This is a genomic window from uncultured Phascolarctobacterium sp. (genome assembly GCF_958349595.1).
GTDB lineage: Bacteria > Bacillota > Negativicutes > Acidaminococcales > Acidaminococcaceae > Phascolarctobacterium.
The window spans coordinates 61,949-87,862 of the sequence record NZ_CATWDQ010000002.1 but is presented as its reverse complement, the minus strand read 5'-3'; the positions used below and the strand labels follow the sequence as shown (position 1 = coordinate 87,862).

The 25,914-nt window shown below is 45.4% G+C and carries 21 protein-coding genes and 1 tRNA gene; 8 read left to right on the top strand and 14 right to left on the bottom strand.

Annotated features, from left to right (window positions below):
- Nucleotides 1–151 precede the first annotated feature (151 nt).
- Both Q4G98_RS02070 and Q4G98_RS02065 read left to right on the top strand, forming a co-directional pair.
- A complete protein-coding gene (locus Q4G98_RS02070) occupies nucleotides 152–1,030 on the top strand; it encodes a LysR family transcriptional regulator (protein ID WP_293717817.1) in 879 nt (292 codons plus the stop codon).
- A 106-nt stretch (nucleotides 1,031–1,136) separates the two neighbouring features.
- Nucleotides 1,137–1,994, top strand: coding sequence for an oxaloacetate decarboxylase (locus tag Q4G98_RS02065; RefSeq protein ID WP_298563180.1), 858 nt, complete (start codon nucleotides 1,137–1,139; stop codon nucleotides 1,992–1,994).
- A 58-nt stretch (nucleotides 1,995–2,052) separates the two neighbouring features.
- Here the strand turns inward: Q4G98_RS02065 and Q4G98_RS02060 are convergent, their stop codons facing one another.
- From Q4G98_RS02060 to Q4G98_RS02020, 9 genes are all read right to left on the bottom strand, one after another.
- Complete coding sequence (locus tag Q4G98_RS02060; RefSeq protein ID WP_298563184.1) at nucleotides 2,053–2,982, bottom strand: hydroxymethylglutaryl-CoA lyase; 930 nt, start codon at nucleotides 2,980–2,982, stop codon at nucleotides 2,053–2,055.
- A 198-nt stretch (nucleotides 2,983–3,180) separates the two neighbouring features.
- On the bottom strand, nucleotides 3,181–4,455 hold the full coding sequence (locus Q4G98_RS02055) for an SLC13 family permease (protein WP_298563187.1): 1,275 nt from the start codon (nucleotides 4,453–4,455) through the stop codon (nucleotides 3,181–3,183).
- 39 nt (nucleotides 4,456–4,494) lie between these two features.
- Complete coding sequence (mdcA, locus tag Q4G98_RS02050) at nucleotides 4,495–6,165, bottom strand: malonate decarboxylase subunit alpha (RefSeq protein ID WP_298563189.1); 1,671 nt, start codon at nucleotides 6,163–6,165, stop codon at nucleotides 4,495–4,497.
- 335 nt (nucleotides 6,166–6,500) lie between these two features.
- On the bottom strand, nucleotides 6,501–7,028 hold the full coding sequence (gene nrdG / locus Q4G98_RS02045) for an anaerobic ribonucleoside-triphosphate reductase activating protein (protein WP_298563191.1): 528 nt from the start codon (nucleotides 7,026–7,028) through the stop codon (nucleotides 6,501–6,503).
- A gap of 16 nt (nucleotides 7,029–7,044) precedes the next feature.
- Nucleotides 7,045–9,171 carry an anaerobic ribonucleoside-triphosphate reductase gene (gene nrdD, locus Q4G98_RS02040; protein ID WP_298563194.1) on the bottom strand — a complete coding sequence of 709 codons (2,127 nt, stop codon included), beginning with the start codon at nucleotides 9,169–9,171 and terminating at the stop codon, nucleotides 7,045–7,047.
- 365 nt (nucleotides 9,172–9,536) lie between these two features.
- Nucleotides 9,537–9,977 (bottom strand): PaaI family thioesterase, encoded by a 441-nt coding sequence (locus Q4G98_RS02035; protein ID WP_298563196.1) that lies wholly within the window; start codon nucleotides 9,975–9,977, stop codon nucleotides 9,537–9,539.
- Nucleotides 9,978–10,000: 23 nt separating this feature from the next.
- Nucleotides 10,001–11,365, bottom strand: a complete 1,365-nt coding sequence (locus Q4G98_RS02030; RefSeq protein ID WP_298563199.1) for an MmgE/PrpD family protein — start codon at nucleotides 11,363–11,365, stop codon at nucleotides 10,001–10,003.
- Nucleotides 11,366–11,405: 40 nt separating this feature from the next.
- Nucleotides 11,406–13,055, bottom strand: coding sequence for a methylmalonyl-CoA mutase (locus Q4G98_RS02025; RefSeq protein WP_298563201.1), 1,650 nt, complete (start codon nucleotides 13,053–13,055; stop codon nucleotides 11,406–11,408).
- A gap of 33 nt (nucleotides 13,056–13,088) precedes the next feature.
- Complete coding sequence (locus tag Q4G98_RS02020) at nucleotides 13,089–14,588, bottom strand: succinate CoA transferase (RefSeq protein WP_293661969.1); 1,500 nt, start codon at nucleotides 14,586–14,588, stop codon at nucleotides 13,089–13,091.
- A gap of 439 nt (nucleotides 14,589–15,027) precedes the next feature.
- On the opposite strand from Q4G98_RS02020, the gene Q4G98_RS02015 reads away from it, so the two are divergent.
- From Q4G98_RS02015 to Q4G98_RS02005, 3 genes are all read left to right on the top strand, one after another.
- Complete coding sequence (locus Q4G98_RS02015; protein WP_177559144.1) at nucleotides 15,028–15,909, top strand: LysR family transcriptional regulator; 882 nt, start codon at nucleotides 15,028–15,030, stop codon at nucleotides 15,907–15,909.
- Nucleotides 15,910–15,939: 30 nt separating this feature from the next.
- Nucleotides 15,940–17,037 carry a Coenzyme F420 hydrogenase/dehydrogenase, beta subunit C-terminal domain gene (locus tag Q4G98_RS02010; RefSeq protein WP_298563208.1) on the top strand — a complete coding sequence of 366 codons (1,098 nt, stop codon included), beginning with the start codon at nucleotides 15,940–15,942 and terminating at the stop codon, nucleotides 17,035–17,037.
- A 142-nt stretch (nucleotides 17,038–17,179) separates the two neighbouring features.
- Nucleotides 17,180–20,713 carry an ATP-binding protein gene (locus tag Q4G98_RS02005; protein ID WP_298563211.1) on the top strand — a complete coding sequence of 1,178 codons (3,534 nt, stop codon included), beginning with the start codon at nucleotides 17,180–17,182 and terminating at the stop codon, nucleotides 20,711–20,713.
- Nucleotides 20,714–20,784: 71 nt separating this feature from the next.
- On the opposite strand, the gene Q4G98_RS02000 is transcribed toward Q4G98_RS02005, so the two are convergent.
- Nucleotides 20,785–21,099, bottom strand: a complete 315-nt coding sequence (locus Q4G98_RS02000) for a helix-turn-helix domain-containing protein (protein WP_177560233.1) — start codon at nucleotides 21,097–21,099, stop codon at nucleotides 20,785–20,787.
- A gap of 38 nt (nucleotides 21,100–21,137) precedes the next feature.
- Nucleotides 21,138–21,380 (bottom strand): helix-turn-helix domain-containing protein, encoded by a 243-nt coding sequence (locus tag Q4G98_RS01995; RefSeq protein ID WP_177560230.1) that lies wholly within the window; start codon nucleotides 21,378–21,380, stop codon nucleotides 21,138–21,140.
- A gap of 490 nt (nucleotides 21,381–21,870) precedes the next feature.
- On the opposite strand from Q4G98_RS01995, the gene Q4G98_RS01990 reads away from it, so the two are divergent.
- Both Q4G98_RS01990 and Q4G98_RS01985 read left to right on the top strand, forming a co-directional pair.
- Entirely contained in the window at nucleotides 21,871–22,422 is a 552-nt protein-coding gene (locus Q4G98_RS01990; RefSeq protein ID WP_177558874.1) for a hypothetical protein, read from the top strand.
- A gap of 439 nt (nucleotides 22,423–22,861) precedes the next feature.
- Nucleotides 22,862–23,425: a carbonic anhydrase gene (locus Q4G98_RS01985; RefSeq protein WP_177558877.1), complete on the top strand. Its 564-nt coding sequence runs from the start codon at nucleotides 22,862–22,864 to the stop codon at nucleotides 23,423–23,425.
- Nucleotides 23,426–23,563: 138 nt separating this feature from the next.
- Here the strand turns inward: Q4G98_RS01985 and Q4G98_RS01980 are convergent, their stop codons facing one another.
- The 3 genes from Q4G98_RS01980 to Q4G98_RS01970 form a co-directional block, all read right to left on the bottom strand.
- Entirely contained in the window at nucleotides 23,564–23,830 is a 267-nt protein-coding gene (locus Q4G98_RS01980; RefSeq protein ID WP_177558880.1) for a type II toxin-antitoxin system RelE/ParE family toxin, read from the bottom strand.
- A complete protein-coding gene (gene relB / locus Q4G98_RS01975; protein ID WP_177558883.1) occupies nucleotides 23,830–24,051 on the bottom strand; it encodes a type II toxin-antitoxin system RelB family antitoxin in 222 nt (73 codons plus the stop codon). Before relB ends, Q4G98_RS01980 begins: the two co-directional genes overlap by 1 nt.
- Before the next feature lie 256 nt (nucleotides 24,052–24,307).
- Nucleotides 24,308–24,383 (bottom strand) — tRNA-Ala (locus Q4G98_RS01970).
- 184 nt (nucleotides 24,384–24,567) lie between these two features.
- Here Q4G98_RS01970 and Q4G98_RS01965 point away from each other — a divergent pair.
- A complete protein-coding gene (locus tag Q4G98_RS01965) occupies nucleotides 24,568–25,911 on the top strand; it encodes an MATE family efflux transporter (RefSeq protein WP_298563216.1) in 1,344 nt (447 codons plus the stop codon).
- The last annotated feature ends 3 nt before the right edge of the window (nucleotides 25,912–25,914 follow it).

Sequence of the window (25,914 nt, the reverse complement as noted above, 5' to 3'; positions counted from 1 at the left end):
AACCTATAGAGAATATCTATAATTGCTAGATCACTTATAATTTCATAAATTATATATCCCATTCAGTAAGCGTTTTAATGTTATTTACCTGTATCTGCCATTATGATAATATTATAGATATATTCTATGATTTTCAGAAGAGGTGAATACGATGACTCTGCTGCAATTAAAATATTTTCAAACGCTGGCCTTTGTTCTGCACTATACCAAAGCTTCTGAGGTCCTGCATATTTCACAGCCCAGCCTTAGCTATGCTATTGCGGAACTGGAAAAAGAACTGGGAATTGAACTGTTTGAAAAAAAGGGACGTAAAATAATGCTTACACAGTATGGCAAACAATTTTTGCCATACGTTGAAAAAGCTTTGGCCCTGCTTTCTGAAGGCTGCGACAAAATAAAGCATGCTTCCAATCAGGAAGCTAAAATCGTCAGACTAGGTTATTTTTACAGTATTTCTTCAACCTTTATTCCAGAAATCATCAATAAAATCTATCAGAATGCCAAAGACCTTGACCTGTCCTTTCACTTTTCTCAGGAATTATCGGAAAATATCAAAAATATGCTGGAAAATGATCAGATAGACCTTGGGTTTACCATGCACAGCTCTGATAAACTGGAATATTATCCAGTGCTTATCCAACAGCTGTATCTGGTAGTTCCGCAGCATCACTTTTTATCCGTTTATGACGATATCGATATCAATACGTTTCTCAGTGAGCCTCTGATCGCGCTGGACCAGGCCAGCAATCTTCGTTCAATCATAGATAAACTCTATCATGAGCATAACACCGTTCCCAACGTAGCTTTTGAAGTTAAGGAGTGTAACGCGGCACTGCAGTTTATTATCCAGGGACTTGGCATTTCCATATTGCCCCGTGTACCTGCTATTGACGCGCTGCCGGTAAAATATATCAGGATCAACGATGCCAAATTTAAGCGTACAATCTATCTGGCCTGGCCCAAAAACAAACTCCTGTCAGAAACTGCTGCTGCTGTTAAAAAATTCATTATTAGCAACTATCATATTTAGACAGTTATAGGCAATTTCTATAAAATCAATCTAATTTTCGTATTAGACTTACGATAAACGCCGCAGTACAATAAACTTGTAGAAATATGTTACAGGAGGCGGGCTTATGATTACTAAAGCACAACAACTGCGCCAGCTGCTGGCCGGCAACGAGGTGCTTGTAGCACCATGCGCTTACGATGCTCTTTCGGCTAAAGCCATTGAAGCAGCAGGCTTTAAACTGGCAGGAACTACAGGCTATGGTATGCACGGGTCTATTTTGGGAACACCGGATAACGGCCTTTTAGCTTTTAACGAAATGGCCGCTGCCCTGGGTAAAATGGCAGACGCTGTCGATATCCCCATTATGGCAGATGCCGAAGGCGGCTATGGCAACGCTATCAACACTATCCGCACCGTCAGAGAATTTGAAAAAGCCGGTATTGCAGGACTCTTTATCGAAGACCAGAAGCTACCACCAAACTGCCCTTTCATCAAAGCGACAGAAAATATCAGTATCGAAGAAATGGTTGGTAAGATCAAAGCAGCAGCGGATACGCGCCGTGACGAAAATTTTGTTATTGTCGCCCGCACGAATGCACCTTTTGCCGAAGCAGTGGAACGAGCCAACATTTATCTGGAAGCCGGAGCTGATATGGTCAAGGTCATCCCCAAAACCAAAGAAGAACTGCTGGCCTATCCCAGCCAGATCAACGGTCCCATCCATCTGGGGCTTTATGCTAACAAAGGTATCAACGATGGGCTGACCGCTACAGATGCCGTCAAACTGGGCTATAAAATCATCACCTATCCTATGAGTTGTCTGTTTGCAGCTACGGCAGCCCTTATGTCAGTAATGAATTATATCAAAGAACACGATACGGACGAAGGCTACCTCGGAATGACTTTATCCTTTGACGAATATCTGCAGTTCATCGGTGCAGAAAAATACAAAGAACTCGACCAAAAATATCTTAAAGGTTAATAACAATAAAAAATCCTTTCCGCTGAAAAGCGGAAAGGATTTTTACTTTAATTTGATTTTACTGCCTGTCAGTTACCAAAGCCTGGCAAGTACCGGCACGCAACAACGCACTGGATCGCTGTCCGCCTAAATACCTTTCTACCAAATAACCCAACTCCAGATACTGCTCAAGGTCCACACCTGTATCAATCTGCATTTCCCGGCACATATTCAACAGATCTTCCGTTGCAATATTGCCCGAAGCCCCCGGGGCGAACGGACAACCGCCGATGCCGGCAAAACAGGCGTCAAATCTACTGATCCCGGCCTGCATTCCTGCAAGTACATTCGCCAGTCCCAGACCCCGGGTATTATGAAAATGCAGAGTCCATGAAACATCAGGCAGTTCCTGCTGCACGGCTACACAATATTCATAGACCTGTCTGGGATTAGCCATACCCGTAGTATCAGACAGAGAAATTTCTGTAATCCCCAGCCTGCGCAGACATTTCGCCACCGAAACTACCTGTGCAAAAGGTACTGTACCTTCCAATGAACAGCCAAAGCTGGTCGAAATGGCCCCCGATAGCACTATTCCATGCTCGGAAGCATAAGCAGAACATTCCTCGAAACTCTGAACGGCAGCTTCAGGCGTTTTATTCATATTGCGCAGACAATGTGTACGGCTGGCAGAAACCGTCAGCTTGGCTTTTGTCAGTCCGCAGTCTTCCACACGCTGTAAGCCCTTTAAATTAAAAATCAGCGCTCTGTATTCCACATCAGGAACTTTCTTCAACATTCGTACCACTTGGTCGGTATCGGCCATTTGCGGTACTGCTTTAGGATTAACAAAAGAACCCACTTCAATTATTTTGATTCCGGCAGTTACTGCCCTTTCGATCAATTCAACTTTTTGTTCTACTGTCAGATCGATCTTTTCATTTTGCAGACCATCACGCGGTCCAACCTCACAAATCACTATCTTTGACGGTAAATTTGTCAAGCACATAGCTACACCTTCTTTTCTGTAATTTCAATAATCACACCAAAGTACTCTATTGATTATTTTCTAATTACAGCTTGATTATAGTATATACTCAATTTTTGCTATTAGTCAAAATTTATCTTTAATAGACAGCAAAGCTGTTCCTACACGCAAAAACGATCCCCTGCCCCTTTCGGAACAAAGGATCGTTCAAAGTAATTTTTAGAAATACAGCAGCAATTTAAAATAAACCAGGATCGCGCCGACAACAGTGCTGCCAATGGCAAACTGCAGAAAATACAGGAACATTTTCTGTTTATCAACATTATTGCCCAAAGCACCCAGAGCCAGTCCGCCTACGGTACTGAACGGAGAAACGCAGGAGAAATGCGCACCCAAAACGATACCATAGATCAGCGGCTTCGGATCTAATCCCAAATTACTGCCCAGCTGGATAGCAACGGGGATCAGCGTCGGCATAACGACGCCGCTGGCCGAAGCCACAGCGGACATCAAAGCGCCGCTCAAAAGCATAATCGGTGCCGCTGTCGTTTCGTTGATGTAAGGAGTCAGCGCATCAGTCAGATATTTGATGCCGCCGGCATATCCAACGATATTGACCAGCACGCCCATACCGCAGACCATTAAGATCGTACCCCAGGGAATCTGCCCCAGCGCTTCTTTTTCCGTAGCCGCTCCAAAAAGCATCAGCAGTACCGCTCCTGTCAAAGCGCACAGACCGATATTGTAATTGCCAAAAATTACCGCCATGATCACCAGTGCGATAACTCCCAACGTAAACCAGTTCACAGCATTCATTTTTTCTACGGTCTGCTGCGGTTTCACTTCACAGCCTTCGTCTGCTTTCCAGCCCTTCATCAAAATATAAGTTACAATAAAGGTCAGCGTAAAAGCGATAAACATATTCAACAGCAAATTATACCCCAAATCGACGCCGCCCTTTTGTGCATAGCTGGAAGCTACAAAGCCGGAAGGCGTGATAGGCGCCAGACCGCCCGCCAGATTACCCGCATAAGAAGCGATCATCATAAAGAACGGGTTTAAACCTTCGCTGTCTGCAATCTGTGCCGCTATCGGCGCAACTATCGCCATGCCGTTGACCGGGCCGGGCCCGATTGCCGAAACTACAAAAGCGATCAGAAAAACTACGATCGGCAGCAGGCTTTTTTTACCGTTGACCAGAAAAACTATTTTTTTAGTTAAAATCTCCAGTGTCCGATTGACTTTGGCAATACCGAACAAAAACGTTACGCCCAGCAGGGTCAGGAACATACTTGAACTCCAGCCGGAAATAATCAGCTTGGCTTTGCCCGCAACAGAAGAGATCGGCACCATCAGCCCTGTCTTCCCTGCCGGCACCAGAATGAAAAACCCCAGCACAAATGCGGCAACAATACCCAGCAAACCAGTGTTGATATTACGCTTATAAGCTATAAAAATGACCAGACACAATACCAATAATACTGTTAACTCCATTGATCATCACACCCTTCTTATTGTCTGCTCTGCCTGCGTTCACCAGTTTCTGTATTTAGCCGGCGGATTATACAGGCCGCCGGACCATTCGACCAGCTCGCGGATACTTTTGGCGGCCAGCAATGATTTATTGGCTCTGGCAGTATCTATCTGCAAATCAGCCGGCGTTTTGATAATGCCCAGTTCACGCAGTCGCTGAGTTACCTGCGGATCGGCTTTGGCGCCGACCTCTGTTTTTCCGGCAATACCGCGAATAGCAGCTGTACGTTCAGCCATATTTCTGCATTTATGCAGATAGGCGATACCGACTTCGGAAATAATATGAGTCAGATCGTCACCATAAATCATGATCGGCTCGATCGACAGCCCGGCATGCTGCGCTAAAGTCACCGCGTCCAGTTCTTCGACAAAACCGGGCTGTAATTTTTTACTGAGAGTATCTACCAGCTGCACAACCAGCTTTTTACCACGCTGCGCCGTACCTATGCACTCTTCCCTGACACCCAGCTCTGCACCGCATTGCAGCCAGGGTGCTGTAGTATGCCGTCTGCCTTTGGCATCACAGCCCAGATTAGGCGCACCGCCAAAGCCCGCTACTCTGGTTTTGGTAGCGGTACTGCTGTTGCCATACGGATCGATCTGTAAGGTACTGCCGATGAACATATCAATGGCATAATGACCGCCGACCTGAGTAAAGACCCTGTTGGAGCGCATATTGCCATCCGGCCCGATAAAGAAAATATCCGGGCGGGCCTTAACATATTCTTCCATACCGATCTCGCCGCCGGGAGAATGGATAGACTGTACCCAACCGGTTTCAATGGCAGGGATAATCGTCGGATGCGGATTCAAAATAAAATTGGTACAGACTTTACCTTTCAGCCCCAGTTCTTCGCCATAAGTCGGTAAAATCAGCTCGATCGCCGCCGTATCGAAGCCTACCCCATGATTGAGCGTCTTGATCTCGTATTCCTGATAAATACCTTTTAACGCCAGCATCGCTTTCAAAATCTTTCCGTCGGAAATCAACGCCGGGTCTTTGGTAAACAACGGGTCCAATTTAAAGGGTTCCGGCGATTCGATGACAAAATCCACCCAGTCTCCGGGAATATCCACCCGTGGCAGCTTAGCAACGATTTCGTTGACCTGTACTATCACGATGCCTTTTCTAAATTTAGTAGCTTCAATGATCGCCGGGGTATCTTCCGTGCTGAAACCTGTATAAAGATTACCTTCATGATCGGCCTTTTCGGCAACCAGCAAAGCGACCCTGGGCGTCAAATCCACAAAATACCTGCCATACAGCTCCAGATAAGTGTGGATCGCACCGATTTCTATTTTCCCATCACGCATGAGCCCGGCTAAACGTTCGCCCTGCCCACCGGAATAAGAAAAATCGAGTTTTTTAGCAATACCCTTTTCAAAAACATCCAAATGTTCAGGGATACTCAGCGTTGACTGGATCATATGCAGATCGTGGATTTTAGCAGGATCGACCTGGCACAGACACTTAGCCAGAAAATCTGCCTGTTTCTGATTATCTCCTTCGATATTTACTTTATCGCCCGGTCTGAGAACTGCTTCCAGCAATGCTACTGCGGCCTCAGCCGGCACTGCCTTGCCCTGCGTCAGATATTGCCTGGCTCCGGCTAATCTGGACGCCGTATCCTTACCATTACTGTCCCAATCTCTTATAATTCGTTGCAGCATTATGTTCACGCTCCTTTTCATTTGTTATCCTTAAATTTCTCAAACCCGTTTATTAAAAACATTGCCTATCCTTACTCATATTCTACTACTTTAGTACCCCCCCACAAGACATACAGGAACTTTTTTTCGACGCAGTTTGGCTGTCTTTTGCCCTTACGGTTTGCCAGCCGCCGAAGTTACAGGAAATATCCACTTTTCCAGCTCATGACCGGTAAAATGCACAAAAAAATAACACCGCTTTCAATTAAGCAGTGTTATTGGCACTATTAATAGTTTTACCAAAAATTAAGAAAAGACGGCTGAATTTTAAAATTCAGCCGTCTTGTTATTTTATACTAATATGCTTCTTCCCACAGTGCCAGTTCATCGCCGTGCAAAGATTTCTTAACGTCGATAACACGCTGGTTTTCGCTGCCGCGAAAACGCAGGTTAGGATTTTTTAAATCGATCTTAAATTCCCCGTCTACTAAAACATCGATATAAGCAAGCATTTCCTGAGTAACAGCCCAGTCTCCCAGACGTTCCGTCAAAATATCCTGCTCAAAATCATAACCGGTATAGCACCAGATAGTTTTGTCCGGATAAGCCTGCCGCACTTTGCGCAGCAGGGGCAGCAGCGCCGCCTGATTGGCCGGTTCAAAAGGTTCGCCGCCCAGCAGTGACAATCCGCGGATGAACCACGGCTCCAGCGCTTTGATAACTGCGTCTTCTTCAGCCTCCGTAAAAGGCGCGCCGTAATTAAAATCCCAGGACTCCGGGTTAAAGCAGCCCTTGCAGTGATGAGTACAGCCGCTGACGAACAGCGATACGCGTACTCCCGGCCCGTTGGCGGTATCATGAGTCTTGATCGTAGCGTAATTCATTGCTGACGCCTCCCGCTTACAGATGCAGTACGCGGGCTTTGATCTCTTTAGTCTTGCCCACGTTCCAGAAATTTTCACCCAGATAACCGCAGGTACGACGGGTAACATTCATCAAAGTTTGGTTTTTATTACCGCAGTTCGGGCATTCCCATTCCAGGTCGTCGTTAATAATGATCTCGCCGTCAAAACCACAGACCTGGCAATAATCAGACTTGGTATTGAATTCGGCATACTGAATATTATCGTAAATAAAACGTACGACATCTTCCATCGCTTCCAGGTTATGACGCATATTCGGGATCTCGACATAAGAAATAGCGCCGCCGGAAGAAATCCGCTGGAACTGGCTTTCAAAATCAAATTTGCTGAACGCATCAATATCTTCACGTACATCGACATGATAGGAATTAGTATAGTAGCCTTTATCTGTCACATCGGGGATCGTGCCAAAGCGTTCCTTATCGATGCGGGCAAAACGGTAGCAGAGAGATTCAGCCGGCGTACCGTACAGAGCAAAACCAAGTCCTGTCTGCTGTTTCCATTTATCGCAGGCCGCACGCAGATAAGTCATCACGCGCAGAGCAAATTCTTTACCCTCAGGCGTAGTATGGCTCACGCCTTTCATCAGCTTAGTCATTTCATACAGGCCGATATAACCCAGAGAAATAGTGGAATATCCCTTTTCCAGATATTTATCTATAACTTCGCCCTTTTCCAGACGGGCGATCGCGCCGTACTGCCAATGCACCGGGCTGACATCGCTGCGAATACCTCTCAAAGCGTTATGACGGCACATCAAGGCTTCATAGCACAGCTGCAGCCGTTCATCCAGCAGCGGCCAGAATTTTTCTTCATCACCCTGCGCCAAAATGCCGATCTGCGGTAAATTCAAGGAGACTACGCCCTGATTAAAACGGCCTTCAAATTTATACTCGCCGTTTGCATCTTTCCAGGCCGCCAAAAAGCTGCGGCAGCCCATGGGTGCAAAAACATTGCCTTCATAATTTTCACGCATTTTTTTAGCCGAGATGTAATCAGGATACAAGCGTTTAGCACTGCATTTTACGGCCAGTTTCGTGATATAGTCGTACTTGCCGCCCTTCAGGCAGTTATGCTCGTCCAGCACATACACCAGTTTCGGGAAAGCCGGTGTTACAAAAACGCCTTTATCGTTTTTGATGCCTTCCAGACGCTGACGCAAAATCTCTTCTACGATCATGGCATTTTCCGGCAGATATTCATCATCAGCCTGCAGATTGAGGAAAATAGTAACAAAAGGCGATTGCCCGTTAGTAGTCATCAAGGTGTTGATCTGATACTGGATCGTCTGCACACCGCTGCGCAGCTCGTCCTGTAAACGGCGTTTGGTCAGGCGCTCGATCACTTCTTCTGATACGCTGTCGCCAACCTCGTCCTGGATCGTACGTTTAAATTTATCATAGCTGCGGCGCAGATATTTGCCCAAATGACGGATGTCTACCGACTGGCCGCCGTACTGGCTGCTGGCTACGGAAGCGATGATCTGGGTCACAACAGTGCAGGCTACCTGAAAGCTTTTGGGACTTTCGATCAGTTTCCCGTTCATAACTGTACCGTTATCCAGCATATCGCCTACATTGATCAGGCAGCAGTTAAAAATCGGCTGCACAAAATAATCGGCATCATGGAAATGAAGTACGCCTTCATCATGTGCTTTGGAAATTTTCTCAGGCAAAATCAGACGGCGGGTCAAATCCTTTGATACCTCGCCTGCGATCAGATCGCGCTGGGTAGATGCCATGACAGCGTTTTTATTGGAATTTTCTTCCATAACATCTTTATTACTATTGCGGATCAGCGACAGAATAGATTCGTCAGTCGTGTTGGCTTTACGCACTAAAGCGCGGGTATAACGGTAAATGATATACGCTTTGGCAAGATTGAATTTACCTTCGTCCATCAGCTGATGCTCTACAAGATCCTGTATATCTTCAACCAAAAGGCGCATACGGTTTTTGCTCTCCACATAACGCGCTATTGCTTCAATTCGTTCCTGCTCGATACGGTCTTCCGGTTCAACTACCTGATTGGCTTTCTGGATAGCAACGATAATCTTGCTGCTGTCAAAATCCGCAGTGCTGCCATCACGTTTGATTACTTTCATAACTGACGCCTTCTTTCCTGATTTCTTATACTAGCGCATAAATAACAATTATTATTTATGCGTAAAATTTACATTATCATCATAGCACAGAGCATTGTTGTTGTAAAGCAAAAATCACTAGATATTGTGCTTTATTTTTTTCATGCAACCATATTTGGTAGAAAGCTTTCCTGTACAAGATTTCCAGAAGCTCACACCGATGCTACTTTCAGTAGCAAAACAAACACAAAAAAGACGGCTGACGCCGTCTTTTTTGTGAAAATCATGGCAAATTGTACACTCTCACAAATTTATTATTTTTTGCAGCCGTTGCAGCATTTTTTCTGCTTTGCCGGCAATAGCGGCCTGCAGTTTTTGGCGCAGTCCTACCATTTTTCAGGAATCCCCGGAAAGGTATCAATCACGATCATTGCCGCCGCAGCCTTAGCCACCAGGGTGTCGTTGTCCAGATCGCGCACCTCGATATTGATAGTTACCAGCTTGTCGTCAGCGTGAGTGATCTGCGAAGTAGCGCTGATCGTCGTCCCTACCGGCGCGCCCTTGATAAAGTCAGTAGCTAAAGTCGACGTTACCACCCGCTTGCCGATCGTTGCGCCGGCAATGCCCGTGGCATTATCAGCAAGCGTCGCTACCAGCCCGCCATGAGCATTACCGTTAAGGTTGGCATGCTTGACCGGGTCGACCTTCACTGCTACCGTCGCGCTGCCGCAGGACATATCGACGATGTAAATACCGCACTCCTGCATAAAATTATTATGTGAATAAATCTCGCTGACCATTGCTTTGATCTTTTCAGCCTCAATCACAGGGTTTCCTCCTTAATACCGCCTTATGCCAGGCACTTGGCCAGATCTGCCGCAAAATCCGTACTTGCTTCCAGCTTATCGATCAGCGCGCACAATCCGGCCGCTTTGGCTTCACCATAAACAGGCGTTGCCAGCGACATAAATTTTGCTGCGCTTTCTTCCCAGCTCATCGGATTGGGCGGATCGCCTTTCGGGAAATCTACCTGCATTTCCAGTACACGGCCGTCTTTGCAGCGTACGATAAGCTTCGAAGCCAGTTTTGCAGCATCGGCAGCATGGACCGCCTCAATAGCTGCATCGCGCACGACTTTGGTTTTCGCCATCACGCCGCGCACCTCGGCATCGCCAATAACTTCCGGCAGGAAGCGGTCGACGCCCATATCGCCATATTTCAGCATCCCTGCCACGCAGTATTGGATACTGAATTTGCAGCCGTAAGGATTTTCAGGCTGGGGATTATTGATCAGGAAATCAGTGATCTCATTGACCAGAAGCTCGATCTCCTCAATATCATCCGGTTTCAGTCCGTGCTCGGCACGCAGCACCTGCATCGCGTACAGCGCAGCATGTGAATGTTTGCAGCAGGCATAAGGTTTAAACGAATTATTGTCAATCTTATATATACCATCATTCAGACCATCCGTCAATTTTTCCAGATGCGGCTCCGCAACCATTGCCCGGCAGAAGCCTTTTTCGCCTTCCAATATCTTTGTCGCGCCGGTAAAACCGGCCTGCGCCAGATAAGCGGAAAGTACGCCGGCGTATGAGCTTTTACCGGCATGCAGCGTTTTACTCATCGCGCCTTCTTTCAAAAATTCCCACAAGCCTGCCGCCTGCGTACCAGCGCTGCCAAGACATTGCAGCGTTGCCTCGGCGTCAAGCCCTAAAACCTTCGCCGCTGAAGCGGCAGCTCCTAAAGTTCCCGCCGTACCGGTGGTATGCCAGAAGAAATAAGATTCCGGGATCACGGATTCGCCTACGCGTCCGCCTACCTCATAGCCGGCTACTACGGCCGCCAGCATGTCCTTGCCGCTTTTATGCTCAGCATCGGCAATGGCAAATACCGGCGGCACAACTACCGTAGCCAGATGGATGATAGAGGGATTATGAAGATCGTCAAAATCAAGGGAATGGGAAGCGCTGCCATTACAGAAAGCAGCGTTCAAGGTAGTGGTTTTCTCGGTCCCACCAGCCAGGACCGTAGCCTGCTGCTTACCGCCGCCGTCAAGCAGCAGCTTGCGGATGATCTTGATCGGTTTTTCCTGAGAACCGCGAATGCAGACTCCCAGCCAGTCTAAAATACATTGTTTTGTCATACGTACTGTCGCAGGGCTCAATTTGTCATACTGCAAGCCTGTTACAAAGTCGGCTAAAGCTTTTGTTGTCATCGTGCTCAACTCCGTTCTTACACTCAGGACCATCTAATAATCAGAACATCGCATCCTGCTGATATTCGCCGAAGACTTCCTTCATTACGCCGCAGATCTCGCCCAGGGTAGCATAGGTCTTGACTGCGTCGATCAGGTACGGCATCAGGTTTTCTTCGCCGGTGCAGGCCTGCTTCAAGGCTGCCAGAGCAGCATCGACAGCTTTCTGGTCGCGTCCTGCTTTCATTTTATCTACTTTGGCGATCTGGCGTTCAGCTACGCTCATATCTGCCGTCAGAACATCCTGCTCGGCAAGCTTTTTGTTATCGGCAAATTTATTGACGCCAACAACAATGGAATTGCCGGTTTCGATGTCACGCTGATATTCGTAAGCGTGGGCCGCCATCTCGCCCTGCATATAACCCTGCTCGATCGCAGCGACTGCGCCACCCATAGCGTCTATCTTCCTGATATATTCGTAAGCTTCCGCTTCCATCTTATCTGTCAGCGACTCTACATAATAAGAACCGGCGATAGGATCGATAGTATCGGTGATACCGCTTTCATAAGCAAGCATCTGCTGAGTACGCAGCGCCAGAGTTGCCGATTCTTCCGTCGGCAGGGCGATCGCCTCATCATAAGCGCAGCAGGCCATTGATTGAATGCCGCCCAAAACTGCGGACAACGCCTGCCAGGTAATACGGACAACATTATTCAGCGGCTGCTGAGCTGTCAGTACGCTGCCTGCCGTATGCACATGCACGCGCAGCATCTGTGCCTTGGGTACCGTCGCGCCGTAGCGTTCCTTCATAATGCGGGCCCACAGGCGGCGGGCTGCGCGGAACTTGGCGACTTCTTCAAACATATTCAAACCGGCGGTAAAGATCCACGAAATACCGGGAGCAAAATCATCTACTTTCTGGCCGGCTTTGATTGCCGCGTCGATATAAGCCATTGCATTGGAGAAAGCAAAAGCGATCTCCTGCACGCAGGAAGCACCGGCTTCACGGATATGATAAGCACCGACGCTGATGGTATTCCATTTCGGAATACTCTTGGAGCAATACTCAAAGGTATCAGTGATCAGGCGCATGGAAGGACGCGGCGGGAAAATATAAGTACCGCGGGCAATATATTCTTTCAAAATATCGTTTTGGATCGTGCCCTTCAACTGTTCCGGTTTGACTCCCTGCTGTTCGGCAACCGCTACATACATCGCCAGCAGTACCGCTGCCGGACCGTTGATAGTCATCGAAGTGCTGACCTTATCCAGCGGGATACCTTCAAAAAGCTTTTCCATATCCGCCAGTGAATCGATAGCAACGCCAACTTTGCCAACCTCACCGTGTGAAAGCTCAGCATCGGAATCAAGGCCGATCTGCGTCGGCAGGTCCATAGCTACTGAAAGACCGGTCTGACCGGCTTCCAGCAAATATTTATAACGGGCATTAGTTTCTTCGGCCGTGGCAAAACCGGCATAGGCACGCATCGTCCACAAACGGCCGCGATACATAGTCGGCTGTACGCCGCGGGTAAACGGGTACTGCCCCGGAAAACCGCTTTTAGAACAATAGTCAAAACCTTCCACATCCAGAGGTGTGTAAACGTGTTTTTCTTTAAATTCTTTACGTTCGGGAAATTTGGCATTGGCTTTGGCAACCTTTGCTTCATAATCTGCCAGGCCTTGTTTGATTTCTTCATAATTAGTCATGTCATTGACCCCTTTCTCATTCCTCTGTGTTACTTACAGCATACTGCCGGTCTCATAAAATTTTTTCTGCATATCGAAACAATGTGCCAAATCAATTGGCATATGGGCGTTTTTTCGTTGTGCGAACCTCAAATATTCTAAAAGCTGCGGCCTGAAATCAGGATGCGCGCAGTTGTTGATGATCGCTTTGGCCCGTTTGACCGGACTCAAACCGCGAATATCGGCTACACCCTGCTCGGTAATAAAAACCATCGTGTCATGCTCGGTATGGTCGGCATGAGTGACCATCGGCACCACGCTGGAAATCGAGCCGCATTTTGCAGTAGACGGCGTTGAGAAGATCGTCAGGAAGCCGTTGCGCATATAATCGCCGCTGCCGCCAATACCATTCATCATCGTACAGCCCATGACATGTGTCGAATTGGCCTGACCGTAAATGTCAAATTCCAGTGGCGTATTCATGGCGATAACTCCCAGCCGCCTGATAACTTCGGGGTGATTACTGATATCAAGCGGTCTTAAAACGATGCTTTTACGGTAGAGATCAGGATCTTCCTTATACATGGCCCACACCGAAGGCGAAGGCGTAAAGGCACAGCCAGAAGCTTTAGCGATCTTGCCCATCTTGATCAGACGGAAAACTGAATCCTGCAAGATTTCTGAATACATTTCCAGATTCTCAAATCTGGATTTCGCCAGTCCTAAAAGGACTGCATTGGCAATACTGCCCACACCGGACTGCAAAGGCAGCATTTGCTTCGGCAGCCGCCCCATTTTCTGTTCCTGTTCCAAAAATTCCACTAAATTTTCGGCGATCTTGATGCTGGCTGCATCAGGAGCAGTCAAATCACGCACATGATCCAGAATATCCGACTCAACAATGCAGTCGATACGGTCGATACCACATTCTACATAGGGCTTGCCGATCCGGTCGCCCGCATGATAAATCGGTATTTCCGTCCGGTTCGGCGGCATCGCCGGAATATAAATGTCGTGCATCCCTTCCAGATTTAGCGGAATAGAAGTGTTGACCTCAACAATGATTTTCCTGGCATGCTTGACAAAAATCGGAGCATTGCCAACGCCCGGACCTAAAATGATGTTGCCTTCTTCAGTGATCGCCGTCGCTTCGATGATCGCGACATCCACATCACCAAAAAAACCGTAATCGACCTGCTGCCCAAAATGGCTCAAATGCTGGTCGACATACTCGATTTCTCCTTCGTTGATGCCTTTTTTCATACTTTTATTAGACGCAGCATAATACGGCATCCGGCCTTTGATAGCGCCAACTGCCGCCAGCTCTTCTTCAATTTCCGGTCCAACGGAAGCACCGCTCCAGATGTTGATACGGCAGCGTTTACCTTCCTTGATTGCTTTGGCTAAAGCGATCGTAGTTTTTTTCGGATAGCCGGAGGGGGTAAAACCGCTTACGCCTACATTCATACCGTCGGTAATCAATGCTGCAGCTGCTTCCGGTGTCACGATTTTGTCAAACAACTGCGGATTTCTTAATCTCGTGCTGTCCAACATTTTCATCCCTTCTTTCCCAGATCAAAATTTCTCATATACCTTTGTTCACCTTCAGTATAATTCGCAAAACTTATAACGTAAAATACCAAAAAGCGATAGAAAATATTAATTTATTTGATATGTTAAAATTTCGTTTTTGGGTTTTAGATTACATTTCGCTATATTTCCATCCAAAAAATCTAATAGCTGTAATATTATTTTTATAAAAAATCTATAACAGCCACACTTGCCATTTTTCCTGGCAAAGCCAAAATCTAAACATCAAAATAATTGATATGATTTATAGTATTAATTTATATGTTTCTCCGAAGTTATAAAAAAATTTTCAGAAAAATATAGGTTTCACCAGCTTTATCATCTATAATGTAGTTAAAGAATAAAAATTATAGTTTATCTGAGCTTCTATACTATATTGCCAGCTAAAGGAGGGGAACAGACTATGGATATGGAATATTACCGCAATTTTATTGCCATTGTCGAAGCAGGCAGCCTTTCAGCAGCTTCTAAACGTGTGCATGTTGCTCAGCCGGCTCTCAGCAACCAACTGAAGCTGCTGCAGAAAAAATTTGGGGCTCAGCTGGTCAACATCCGCCGCGGCGTGCATAACATAGAATTGACCAATGCCGGCTGCATTCTCTATAACAAAGCCAAATACCTCTGTTCGCTGGAAGACGATACCCAACGGGAAATATCGGACTGCGTCAACGGCTATACCGGTACCCTGCGCGTCAGTTTGTCACCTTCCATGTCAATCGCGTTTATCCAGACTTATCTGAGCCAGTTTTCCAAAGAATATCCACAGATCAATTACGAGCTGTATGAGGTTTCTATTTTAGAGCAGACCAATCAGATGCTGACCGGCAAAACCGAGATCGGGGTTGCCAACGCACCACTGACTCAGGAAAGCCGTTTCGATACGATCTATACCAAACAGGAGCGGCTGGTTGCCGTAATGCATAAAGACAACCCCTGGCTTCCTGTAGATGACAAGCCCCTGCTGCTGGCACATATGGAAGATATGCCGATCTGCCTGTCACGCGGCTGTTCGACTTTATTTCTCAACGTCTGTTCCGATTCCATGATCTTCCCACAGGTCCTGAGCATCAATTCTACCAAGCTGGCCACCGTAGCCTGGGCTAAAGAAAATGCCGGCATCGCCGTTGTTCCCGCTTCTCCGGGCGAGATTTTTGATAACGACCTGGTCTGCAAGATCATTCGCGATGACAGGCTGTTTTTGAACAAAACCCTTTCCATCGTCAAAGGGCGGCCGCTTTCTAACGTCGCCCAGCTGTTTTTAAACTATTTTTCACAGCATTCCTAAACTTCAAAAATCGTTTAAGAAGGTGAATCTATGATTACCATTACCAGCAAAACTGACTGCTGCGGCTGCGGAGCCTGTGCCAGTCGCTGCGTAACCTCCTGCATCACCATGACTCCTGATGAAGAAGGCTTCAGTTACCCTGTCGTCGATACCGGTAAATGCATCCACTGCGGTCTGTGTGAGCGCGTTTGCCCACTGCTGCACAAGCCCCAGCCCCACGAGCTCCTGTCTGTTATCGGCTGTAAGAACAAAAACGAAGCTGTCCGCTTTGTCAGTTCCAGCGGCGGCTTTTTTTCGCTGGCTGCCGAGCAGATCCTCTCACGTCAGGGCACTGTTTTCGGCGCTGCCTTTGACGAAAACTGGCAGGTTCGCCATACTGCTGTTACAGACAGCGAATCCCTTGCTAAATTGCGTGGTTCCAAATACGTGCAAAGCGATATCAACACTACCTATCAGGAAACAGAGCAACTGCTCCAAGCAGGTCATACCGTTTTATTCAGTGGTACACCCTGCCAGATCGGCGGCTTAAAAGGCTATCTGCGTAAGGACTATGACAGACTTTATACGATAGATGTAGTCTGCCACGGCGTTCCCAGTCCCAAAGTTTATCAAAAACGACTGGACGAAGTTACCGAGCTTTCGTCCGCTCCTGTGATCAAAGTCAATTTCCGCGATAAAACTCCCGGCTGGAAACGTTTCAATATCGTTTTTCAAACTAAAAACCATATTTTTGCGACCCATAAACGCCGTGGCCCCTATATGCGTTTATTCCTGAATAACGTCAGTACGCGCCCCTCCTGTTCTGACTGCGCTTTTAACAATAAACACAGCCTGGCAGACCTGACTATTGCTGACTATTGGGGCGTCAACAAGCATTTCCCACTTTTCGACGACGATAAAGGCGTTACACTGGTCCTTATCAATACGGAAAAAGGTACAGAACTGTTTACTGCCTGCAGCGCTGAACTGGACTGTCAGCCCACCGACTTTGAGCGCGGCGCTCAATATAACGCTGCCCTGGCCGGTAAAATGAAGCCGCACCCAGCCCGAAAGCAGTTCTTTGACGAGTTGGAACATAAAACTCTGTCCACTTTGGCTAACGAAATCTTAGGTACTGCTGAAAACTAAAACAAACTCCCCGGAAATGTCTGGGGAGTTTGTTTTTTATTGCAATTATCGCTATAACATTTGTTTCACTTTATTATCTTTTTATATTATAATTAATTTATAATATTTTCCTTCAATATACAAAGGATACGGAAGGTATTTTATGATGAATTCCGAAAAAAACATCCTCAAACTTATTGACGACATCAGTAATCTAACTTTATTCGTCGTCGACCAGTCCAATCTGCAGATACTTTACTGCAACCATACTGCTGCAAAAACCGGTTTCAAGAAAGGTATGCTCTATAACCCTGAAATACTCAGCTTTGATACCGTCAATTTTCATCAGGGCGATTACCAGTGTTTTGCTGAAAAATCTATTTTAGGCAATAACGTAGATATCCGGGTGAAAAAAACTCTTTGGGAAGAAGCTGGCAGACAAATCCCTGCTTTCGCTATTTCTGCCACACCTCATATTTTTGCCGGCGAAGTCAAAATCAGGCACGATCATTCCAAAGATCTTCTGCAGGGCATTGATGTTCTTTTTGACGAATATGTCGTGATCGATCTTGTTGATGAGCGTTATATTTCTCCGAAGCTCGGCCCTTGTGCTTCGGCTTTTCCGCATGCCGGCGACTTTACCCAGGCCAATGCTCTTTATAGTGAAATGCTGATCCATCCGGAAGACCGTCAAAAATTCTGGGAGCTGACTTCAATAAAAAACCTGCGGCAAAATATGCCGCAGGAAAATATGCATATCGTAGGTGAACTACGCCGTCTTGTTGCTCCAGGTAGCTTTGAGTGGATCGAAACTCATCTTGTATCTACTATTGACGCTCAAACAGGGCACCTGAAAGTACTTTGGTGCTACCGTAATATCGAAAAACAAAAACAATTTGAACTGAGCCAGCGCGAACAAACCGCCTGGATCGCTCAGTTGAGCGAAGAATATTATGCCGTTTACCTTGTTAATCTGCGTGATAACATTCAGAGGGGTCTGCGGGTTCCAGAACAATTCAAAAAGATTGTACATACGGAAGAATGCTATGATAAACAGTTCTCCATGTATGTCAATGAATTCGTCGACCCTAAATGGCAGCAGTCACTCTTAAAAAGCACCAACAGTGCCTATATCATCGATCAGTTTGCTAACGGTAATAAACGGATCGAGCATATTTTTAAAAACAAGCAGGGACTCTGGCTCAGCGTCAAGATCATTCCAGCCCCAGGTTACTCTGAGGCTTACCCTTACGCGGTACTGGCCTTTGAAGACCTTACCCAGAAGGTAGAACATTCACTCAGTGAAAAAACTGCCAAAATGGCAGTAGCTCATATGTACGCACTGGCAATCAGTGTCGATATGGAACACCAGGGTTACAACTGTATCCACTATTCAGAAGAAATACTGTCATTGAACAAGCGCGGTCGTTACCGTGACTTTTATAATCAATTCTATCAGCAGCTGCTGGACAACGACAAAACTCTGCTGGCTGGTATTTTTGACCCGAAACTTTACAGCAAGCAAAGCTATGCCGAAGGCGAGATGCGTATTTGGGATAAAAACAACAAGCTGCACTATTATACCTATTACAGTACCAGAATCTCTACAATCGAAGGCGAGAAAATCATGCTGCTGCTGCGCAATATCGATGATAAAAAACAGCAGGAACATGAGCTGGCATTACTCAGCGCCGACAGAATGCGTCACCATAATATCGCCAACGCACTGGCGGAAATGTACTATGCCGTTTATTATGTCGACCTGCAGGAGCAGAGATTTTATATTTTGCGGCTTACCGAAATCATCACCGCAAATATGCTGAAAGGGATCGAAGATCATACCGAAGCCTGGACCACCTTCGTCAACAATTTTGTCCACCATAAATTCCGCAAACAGCTGGCAGAGGCCTTCGCTTTAGAAAACATCTACAGCACGTTGACCCAAAACAATAAAAACTCTATCGAAATCGAACTGCTGCGGCGTTTTGCGAACGACAAATACGAATGGGTACGCCTGGAAGCCCAGGCAATCAAAAACACAGAAGGAACTATCACCGGCTGCGTTATCGCCTTCCGTAACATCCATACACAAAAGCTGGCTTATGAAAGACAGCAGCAGGCATTAAAAGCTGCCCTGCTTTCTGCCGAAAAGGCCAATACCGCCAAGAGTTCTTTTTTATCGAATATGAGCCACGATATCCGTACGCCAATGAACGCAATCATCGGCATGACTACGATCGCGCAGCAATACCTGCACGACCCGGTCAGGATCAACAACTGCCTCAGTAAAATCGAGTTGGCTTCCAATCATCTTTTAGAACTCATCAACGACATCCTCGATATGTCCAAAATCGAAAGCGGCAAATTATCGCTTAAGGAGTCACCGCTCAATCTGGCTGAGTTTATTCATAACCTGATCTCTCTTATCAATCCACAGCTCACAGAACATCAGCACGAACTGCATGTTGATACGCATAATATCAGTGACGAATATCTGCTGGGCGATACAGTGCGCCTTAACCAGATCTTTACTAATATCCTCAGTAATTCCATCAAATTTACTCCCCAGGGCGGCAAGCTCAAGCTCGAGATCACACAATTAAAACTGGCGCCAACAGGTTATGGACATTTTCGTTTTGTTTTCAGCGATAATGGTATCGGCATGGATCAGGAGTTTCTGCCCCACCTCTTCGCACCTTTTGAACGTTCACAAACCTCAAGTATGGATAATATTGAAGGCACAGGTCTCGGTATGGCTATAACGAAAAATATTGTCGACCTGATGGGCGGTACTATTGAAGTTGTCAGTACCACAGGTTCCGGGACGACCTTTACAGTTACCCTGCCCCTGAAGCTGGCTGACAAGCAGCAATCCCCTATTACCGCTATCACTGATGAACTGCGGATACTTGTCCTGGACAGGCAGCAAACTGCTGCCGCTAATATCCTGCAGCAGTTTCTACAGTTGCAGATCAACGGTCAGCCAGTACATAGTCTTGCAGAAGCAGCTACTGAACTCCAAACAGCTGCTAACAAAGACCATACCTATACAACTGTTATTATCGTTTACGATCAGCAGTTGGATCTGGAACCAGTGCTGCATAAGCTGCGTCAATTAGCACCAGACCTGAAAATCGCTCTGGCAATCACCTTTTCCGATCTCAGCCAGACTATCAAAGACTACGATTTTGACGCACTGTTGATCCTGCCGCTGTTTGCGACCAATCTTGCGCAGACGCTCAACAAAATGCATCAGACCACACCACGGCCGCAGCTGCTGACTCCTTCTTCCCCCAATAAACCCGACTGCCACGGCAAGCGCATCCTTTTAGTCGAAGACAATCCACTCAATATGGAAATTGCCAGAGAATTGATCAGTATGACAGGCGCTGCGATCGAAGAAGCCACTGACGGTGAAGCAGCACTGACAAAAATCACCCAAAGTGACGAAAATTACTACGACCTTGTCTTCATGGACGTGCAGATGCCCAGACTGAACGGTTATGATGCCACCAAAGCTATCCGCAGGCTCCCTCGTCAGGACCTGCAAAAACTGCCGATCATTGCCATGACAGCAAACGCCTTTCTGGATGATATCAAACAAGAACGTGAAGCCGGTATGAACGCGCATATTACCAAACCCTTCCATCTGGAAGAACTATTTGCCGTTATCAGTACATGGCTGCACTGCAAATAACTGACAGCTCAACACCGAATGTAAAAAAAGACTGCCGCAACTGTAAATCGCGGCAGTCTTTCTTATTTTGTTCACATGATTTCTACTTTTTTCTGTTTCAAAACCTTCAGCAGCAAAGTCAGATCTTCAAGATCATAGCCCTCGTTATTTACTTCGGGAGCAACATGCCCCTGCAAAACGTTACCTAACAGAGTATCAACATTACATTGGAAGAAATGTGCTAAACGCAGCAGTACCCGCAGGCTCACGCTTACGCGTCCATGTTCAAGATTACTCATATGCGTCTGCGAAACATCCAACCGCTGGGCCAGCTCACTTTGACTGATACCATGCCTGATTCGCATTAACCTGATATTCTTACCAATTTCCTTATAATCGGGATTCATAAAGATACCTCCTTCATCACCTGTTACCATAAAATAATCTATTTTAAGGCCGGTCCTGCTCCTGTTGGCCGGTCACTGATAAGCTCTGCCGGATCAACCTCCAGCGCCTGAGCTATCAGAAAGAAAACTTCCAGACCGCACCTGGCAGTACCACGTTCAATTTTTGAAATATATGAACGTGTCAACCCGGCTTTAATAGCTAATGCTTCCTGACTTAAATCTTTTAGTCTTCTATAATATAAAATATTTAAGCCGATACTTTGATATTTCTCATCAAACATGACTTTTTTCACCTTAACAATTAAACTTTTATAGATATTGGTTTTATCTTTATTATCTTATAAAAAAAATGCATTTGCTGTATAAAATACAACACATATGTGCACTATAATGCTCATTTATATAAAACAAAATTATATATCCAAAGAAATTATATATCTTAAAATATGTAAAGCTACTTAAATTTAATACATTTTATCGTTTTTTATATTTTAAATATTTTGATATTTATATAAAACAATTAAACTTCTTATAAAAAATCTTGCTTTATTATAGCGGCAGTTTCACTTATTTGCACAGCAAATACAAATAAGTATTTTCATTTCAACCAATATTCAGATCACAAATTAAAAACTCACCGCACTTCTTCTATCAGCTTTTTACCACGTTATCACTAAGATGTACAATTCCACCATAGCGGCCTGGTTCTCTATTATATTATATTCAGAAGGACTGATATATCACCTTACTTTTATATTCTGGAGGTCTATTATGTTTTATCGTCATATCGATAACAATGCCGCCGCAACAAATTGTTCCACAGTAGCAGAGCTAATGGATTCTATTTCGCCCTGGGAGCTTAATGTTAATTTTGCCGCCAGCATTGCCGCCCCAATTACAATATTGCATACTCCCTGTAATTTTAGAGGCAGGGCAACAGTACTTTCCGAAAATGAAGGGGATCTTATTACGCATGGTAATTATGCTTACATCACCAGGTTAAGTGTTTGCGCCGCTGTACTTTTTTATTTAAATGACAACAATCTTTATGCCTACCATGCCGCCGCTGGTTATATCGATCAAGATTTATTCAGGACCTGCAGGCAGACCCTGGATGATGATAATGTAGAAAAAATTATTTATGCAACACCTCAACTCGATACTGCTCCCGGCAGCAGTTGCAGTCAGGCGCTTACTTTTCTGGAAGGCAGGTTTACTACCGACAAAATTTTTATCGTTGACGGTTTTGGACAAATAAGGGCCGGCAACGCCATTGAAGGAACTGTATTGGCAGATGCTGGCGGGCATTTAGCCTTTTCGTAGGGCACTTACTTTATAACCAGCAGTTTTAAGATTGAATTTATATTTAAATTCACAAACTAACAGCTTTTCTTTATTATCGTTTTCAAAATATCATCACTAAAAAAGGCCGCTGCAGCAAGTTTAAATACTTACTGCAGCGGCCTTTGAGCATTACCAGCTCATAAAAGTTGCCTGGAATTATCTTTTTTTAATATAAGATATCTTACGTATAAAGAAAGTATTATGTCAAAATACCTGTTTATTATTTGACAACCCGGGGTTATAGTTGTAAATATTTTAAAGATGATTCATTATAAACAAAATCAGTGCCACTTATTTTATTATACTTACCTTACAATATAACGCTTGACTTTTAGTGCCCGATACAAGATTATAGTAAGTAACAAAAATACCTGTCCGTCCTGCCATAACATTAAAAACTCACTTGGGAGCGCTAAAAATGACAACCTTACTACAGGAAATCCTTGCTCATAACCGTACCTTTTTAGAAAAAAACGCCTTTCCTAAAGAAATATCCAAGTATCCGGGCAAAAAATTTGCCCTGCTTACCTGTATGGATACAAGGCTGGCAGAGCTTATTAACAACGCACTGGGCATTCACAGGGGCGATGCCAAAATAATTCAAAATGCCGGTACTTCTTTGATCGAAGATATGGGGGAAACAGTTAAAAGCCTGCTTCTCACTATTTATATTTTTGATATCAAAGAAATACTGATAGTTGGCCATTATGACTGCGGCGTTGCGCAAACCAGCTCGGCAGCTATCCTGCAAAAAATGCACAACCGCGGCATAGCCGACCAGCAAATAGCGCTGATAGAGGACGATTTTAAAGCCTGGCTTGATACTTACACCGACCCTGCCCAAAATGTACTGGCTGTTGTAAAAAAACTTAGGGCTAATCCCTTTATTCCCGGCGATATCTCTATCCACGGTCTGATCATCGATCCGCACAGCGGCAAGCTTGATCTTCTGGCAGACGGCTATAAAGACACGAAAGGCTGATACAGTAAGTATTTTCAGCATATAACCACAAGCATTTTTTGGCAGTTTGGTAAAAAAGTTGGACAGAACAAATTTCGGAGAAATTTTCTTAGCCCTTTAGAAAAATATTAGCTGTTACGTTCTACAGCCAAATATATTTCATTTATATATTTCTTTACGATGCCCTATCGTTACAATAAGAATAGTCACCTTGGTATCCTGAATCTCAGCAAGAATCCGATAATCACCCACACGATAGCGCCATTCACCCTGATGATTGGCTACAAGCGCTTTACCATGCTGCCGTGGATTTATACAGCCAACAAGATTTTTTTCTATCCACCCATAAATCAACGCTCTAATAGGTTTATCTATCTTTTTTAAGGTTTTTACTGCGGCAGCAGTGTATTCTACTTTGTATTCCATTATTCAAGATCCAGCATCTTAGCTACTTCTTGATGCGAGTACGTAACAGGATTTTTCTTATGGGCAGCCATCGCTTTCTTGTAAGCATTCAAATCGTATTCGTCTTCTATCCTTTGGATAACAGAGTCACGTATGAGCTGCGATACAGTCGTATTCTTATGCTTGGCGTAGTTTTTTATTAAATTAGTTTCTTCTTCGGACAGTCTTAATGATAATGCCATGATAACCCCTCCTTTGTAATACAGTGTAATACATTTTCCTTTTTTAGTCAAGCTCAAAGCACTAAAATATGCGCACCCCAAAAAAGATGCCGGCAAAAAGTTAGCCGCAATTTCTCAAAATTATATTATTAGCAGCTCAAAAATAGACTTCGTTTTTATATCGTTTCCCCCGCACTCCTTCCATGACTCATTGAAAGTAAACGCCCACGCAATAAAAAAAGCACTGCAAACCATTGCAGTGCCTATGTCTAAAGTTTGGTGGAGACAAGCGGGATCGAACCGCTGACCTCTTGAATGCCATTCAAGCGCTCTCCCAGCTGAGCTATGCCCCCAAGACAATTAAGATTATAATAGAAAACAGTCCTGTTTGTCAATATAATTGTAAAATATAGATCAAAAATATTGCGAGCAGCTGCACACCGTGCTATAATGTACCTCGCAAGCAACGGAGCCTGCCTTTCTGGATAAATATTATCCCTGGAAAGGCAGATTTATTTTTTCGAGGTGTTTAAGAAAATGCGTTCTCTAGAAGCCAGCACCGCCAAACTTTCCATTTTCAAAATGACCTGGCCGATTTTTATTGAGATCCTGCTGCAGATGATGGTCGGAAATGTTGACCAGTTCATGCTCAGCCACTATTCACAAAAATCTGTTGCCGCTGTCGGCAACGCCAATCAGATCATCAATATCGTTATTATCGCCCTCAGCGTTATCAGTATGGCCGCCACGATCCTGATTGCCCAATATCGCGGCGCGGATAACAAAGAAAAGGTTGCCGAGGTTTGTACGGTAGCCTTGCTGACCAACTTCGTTTTGGGTCTGGTCATCAGCCTGGTGCTGTTTTGCTTCGACAATTTCTTTCTTGATCTTTTGGCCGTGCCGAATGATATACGCAACGAAGCAGGTTTATTTTTGCGCTATATCGGACTTTTCATTGTTGTGCAGGCCGTTTATATCTCTTTTATTTCTTTTTTCCGCGGTTATTCACTGCTGAAAGTAACAATGATAACTTCTGTTATTATGAACGTTATCAACATCGTCTGCAACGTTTTTCTCATCCATGGTTTCGGCCCGATCCCGGCCCTGGGCGTTTTGGGCGTTACGATTTCTACTAACAGCAGTAAAGTGCTGGGCTTGCTGTTGATTTTATATTTCTTCCGCCGTTTTATCGATCTGCCTCTGTCTTGTAAATATCTGCAGCCTTTTCCTAAAAAAACCTTATATAATATCCTTTATCTGGGCCTTCCTTCCGGCGGCGAATCGCTGTCCTACCAGCTTTCCCAAATGGTGATCATGAAATTCGTCAATTTGATGGGTTTAGTAGTTATAACTACTAAAATCTATGCTTATATCATTGCCATGTTTTCATACATTTATTCACAAGCCCTGGCGATGGCGACGCAGATCATCGTCGGATTTCTGCTGGGACGGGGCGATCAGGAGGCTGTCAGCCAAAGAGTCTGGCAGACAGTGCGGCTGGCGGTACTGATCAGCGGTACGCTGACAACGATCTTATATTTCAACAGCGACCATATCTACGGTATTTTCACCGATAACCCGGAAGTTTTGGAGCTGGGACGGCATATTTTTCTGATCGAGATCTTTTTAGAGATCGGGCGCGCAGTCAATATGGTCATGGTCATGTCATTGCAGGCTGCCGGCGATATCAAAGGCCCGGTCACGATCGGTCTGATCTCCATGTGGCTGGTTTCGGTAGCCGGCGCCTACTTTTTCGGTATCGTGCTCGATTTGGGACTGATCGGTATCTGGATCGCCATGATGCTGGACGAATGCCTGCGGGCCTTAGTCTTTATTTACCGTTGGCACAGCGGCGTCTGGCGGCACAAAAACCTTATTTAAAGC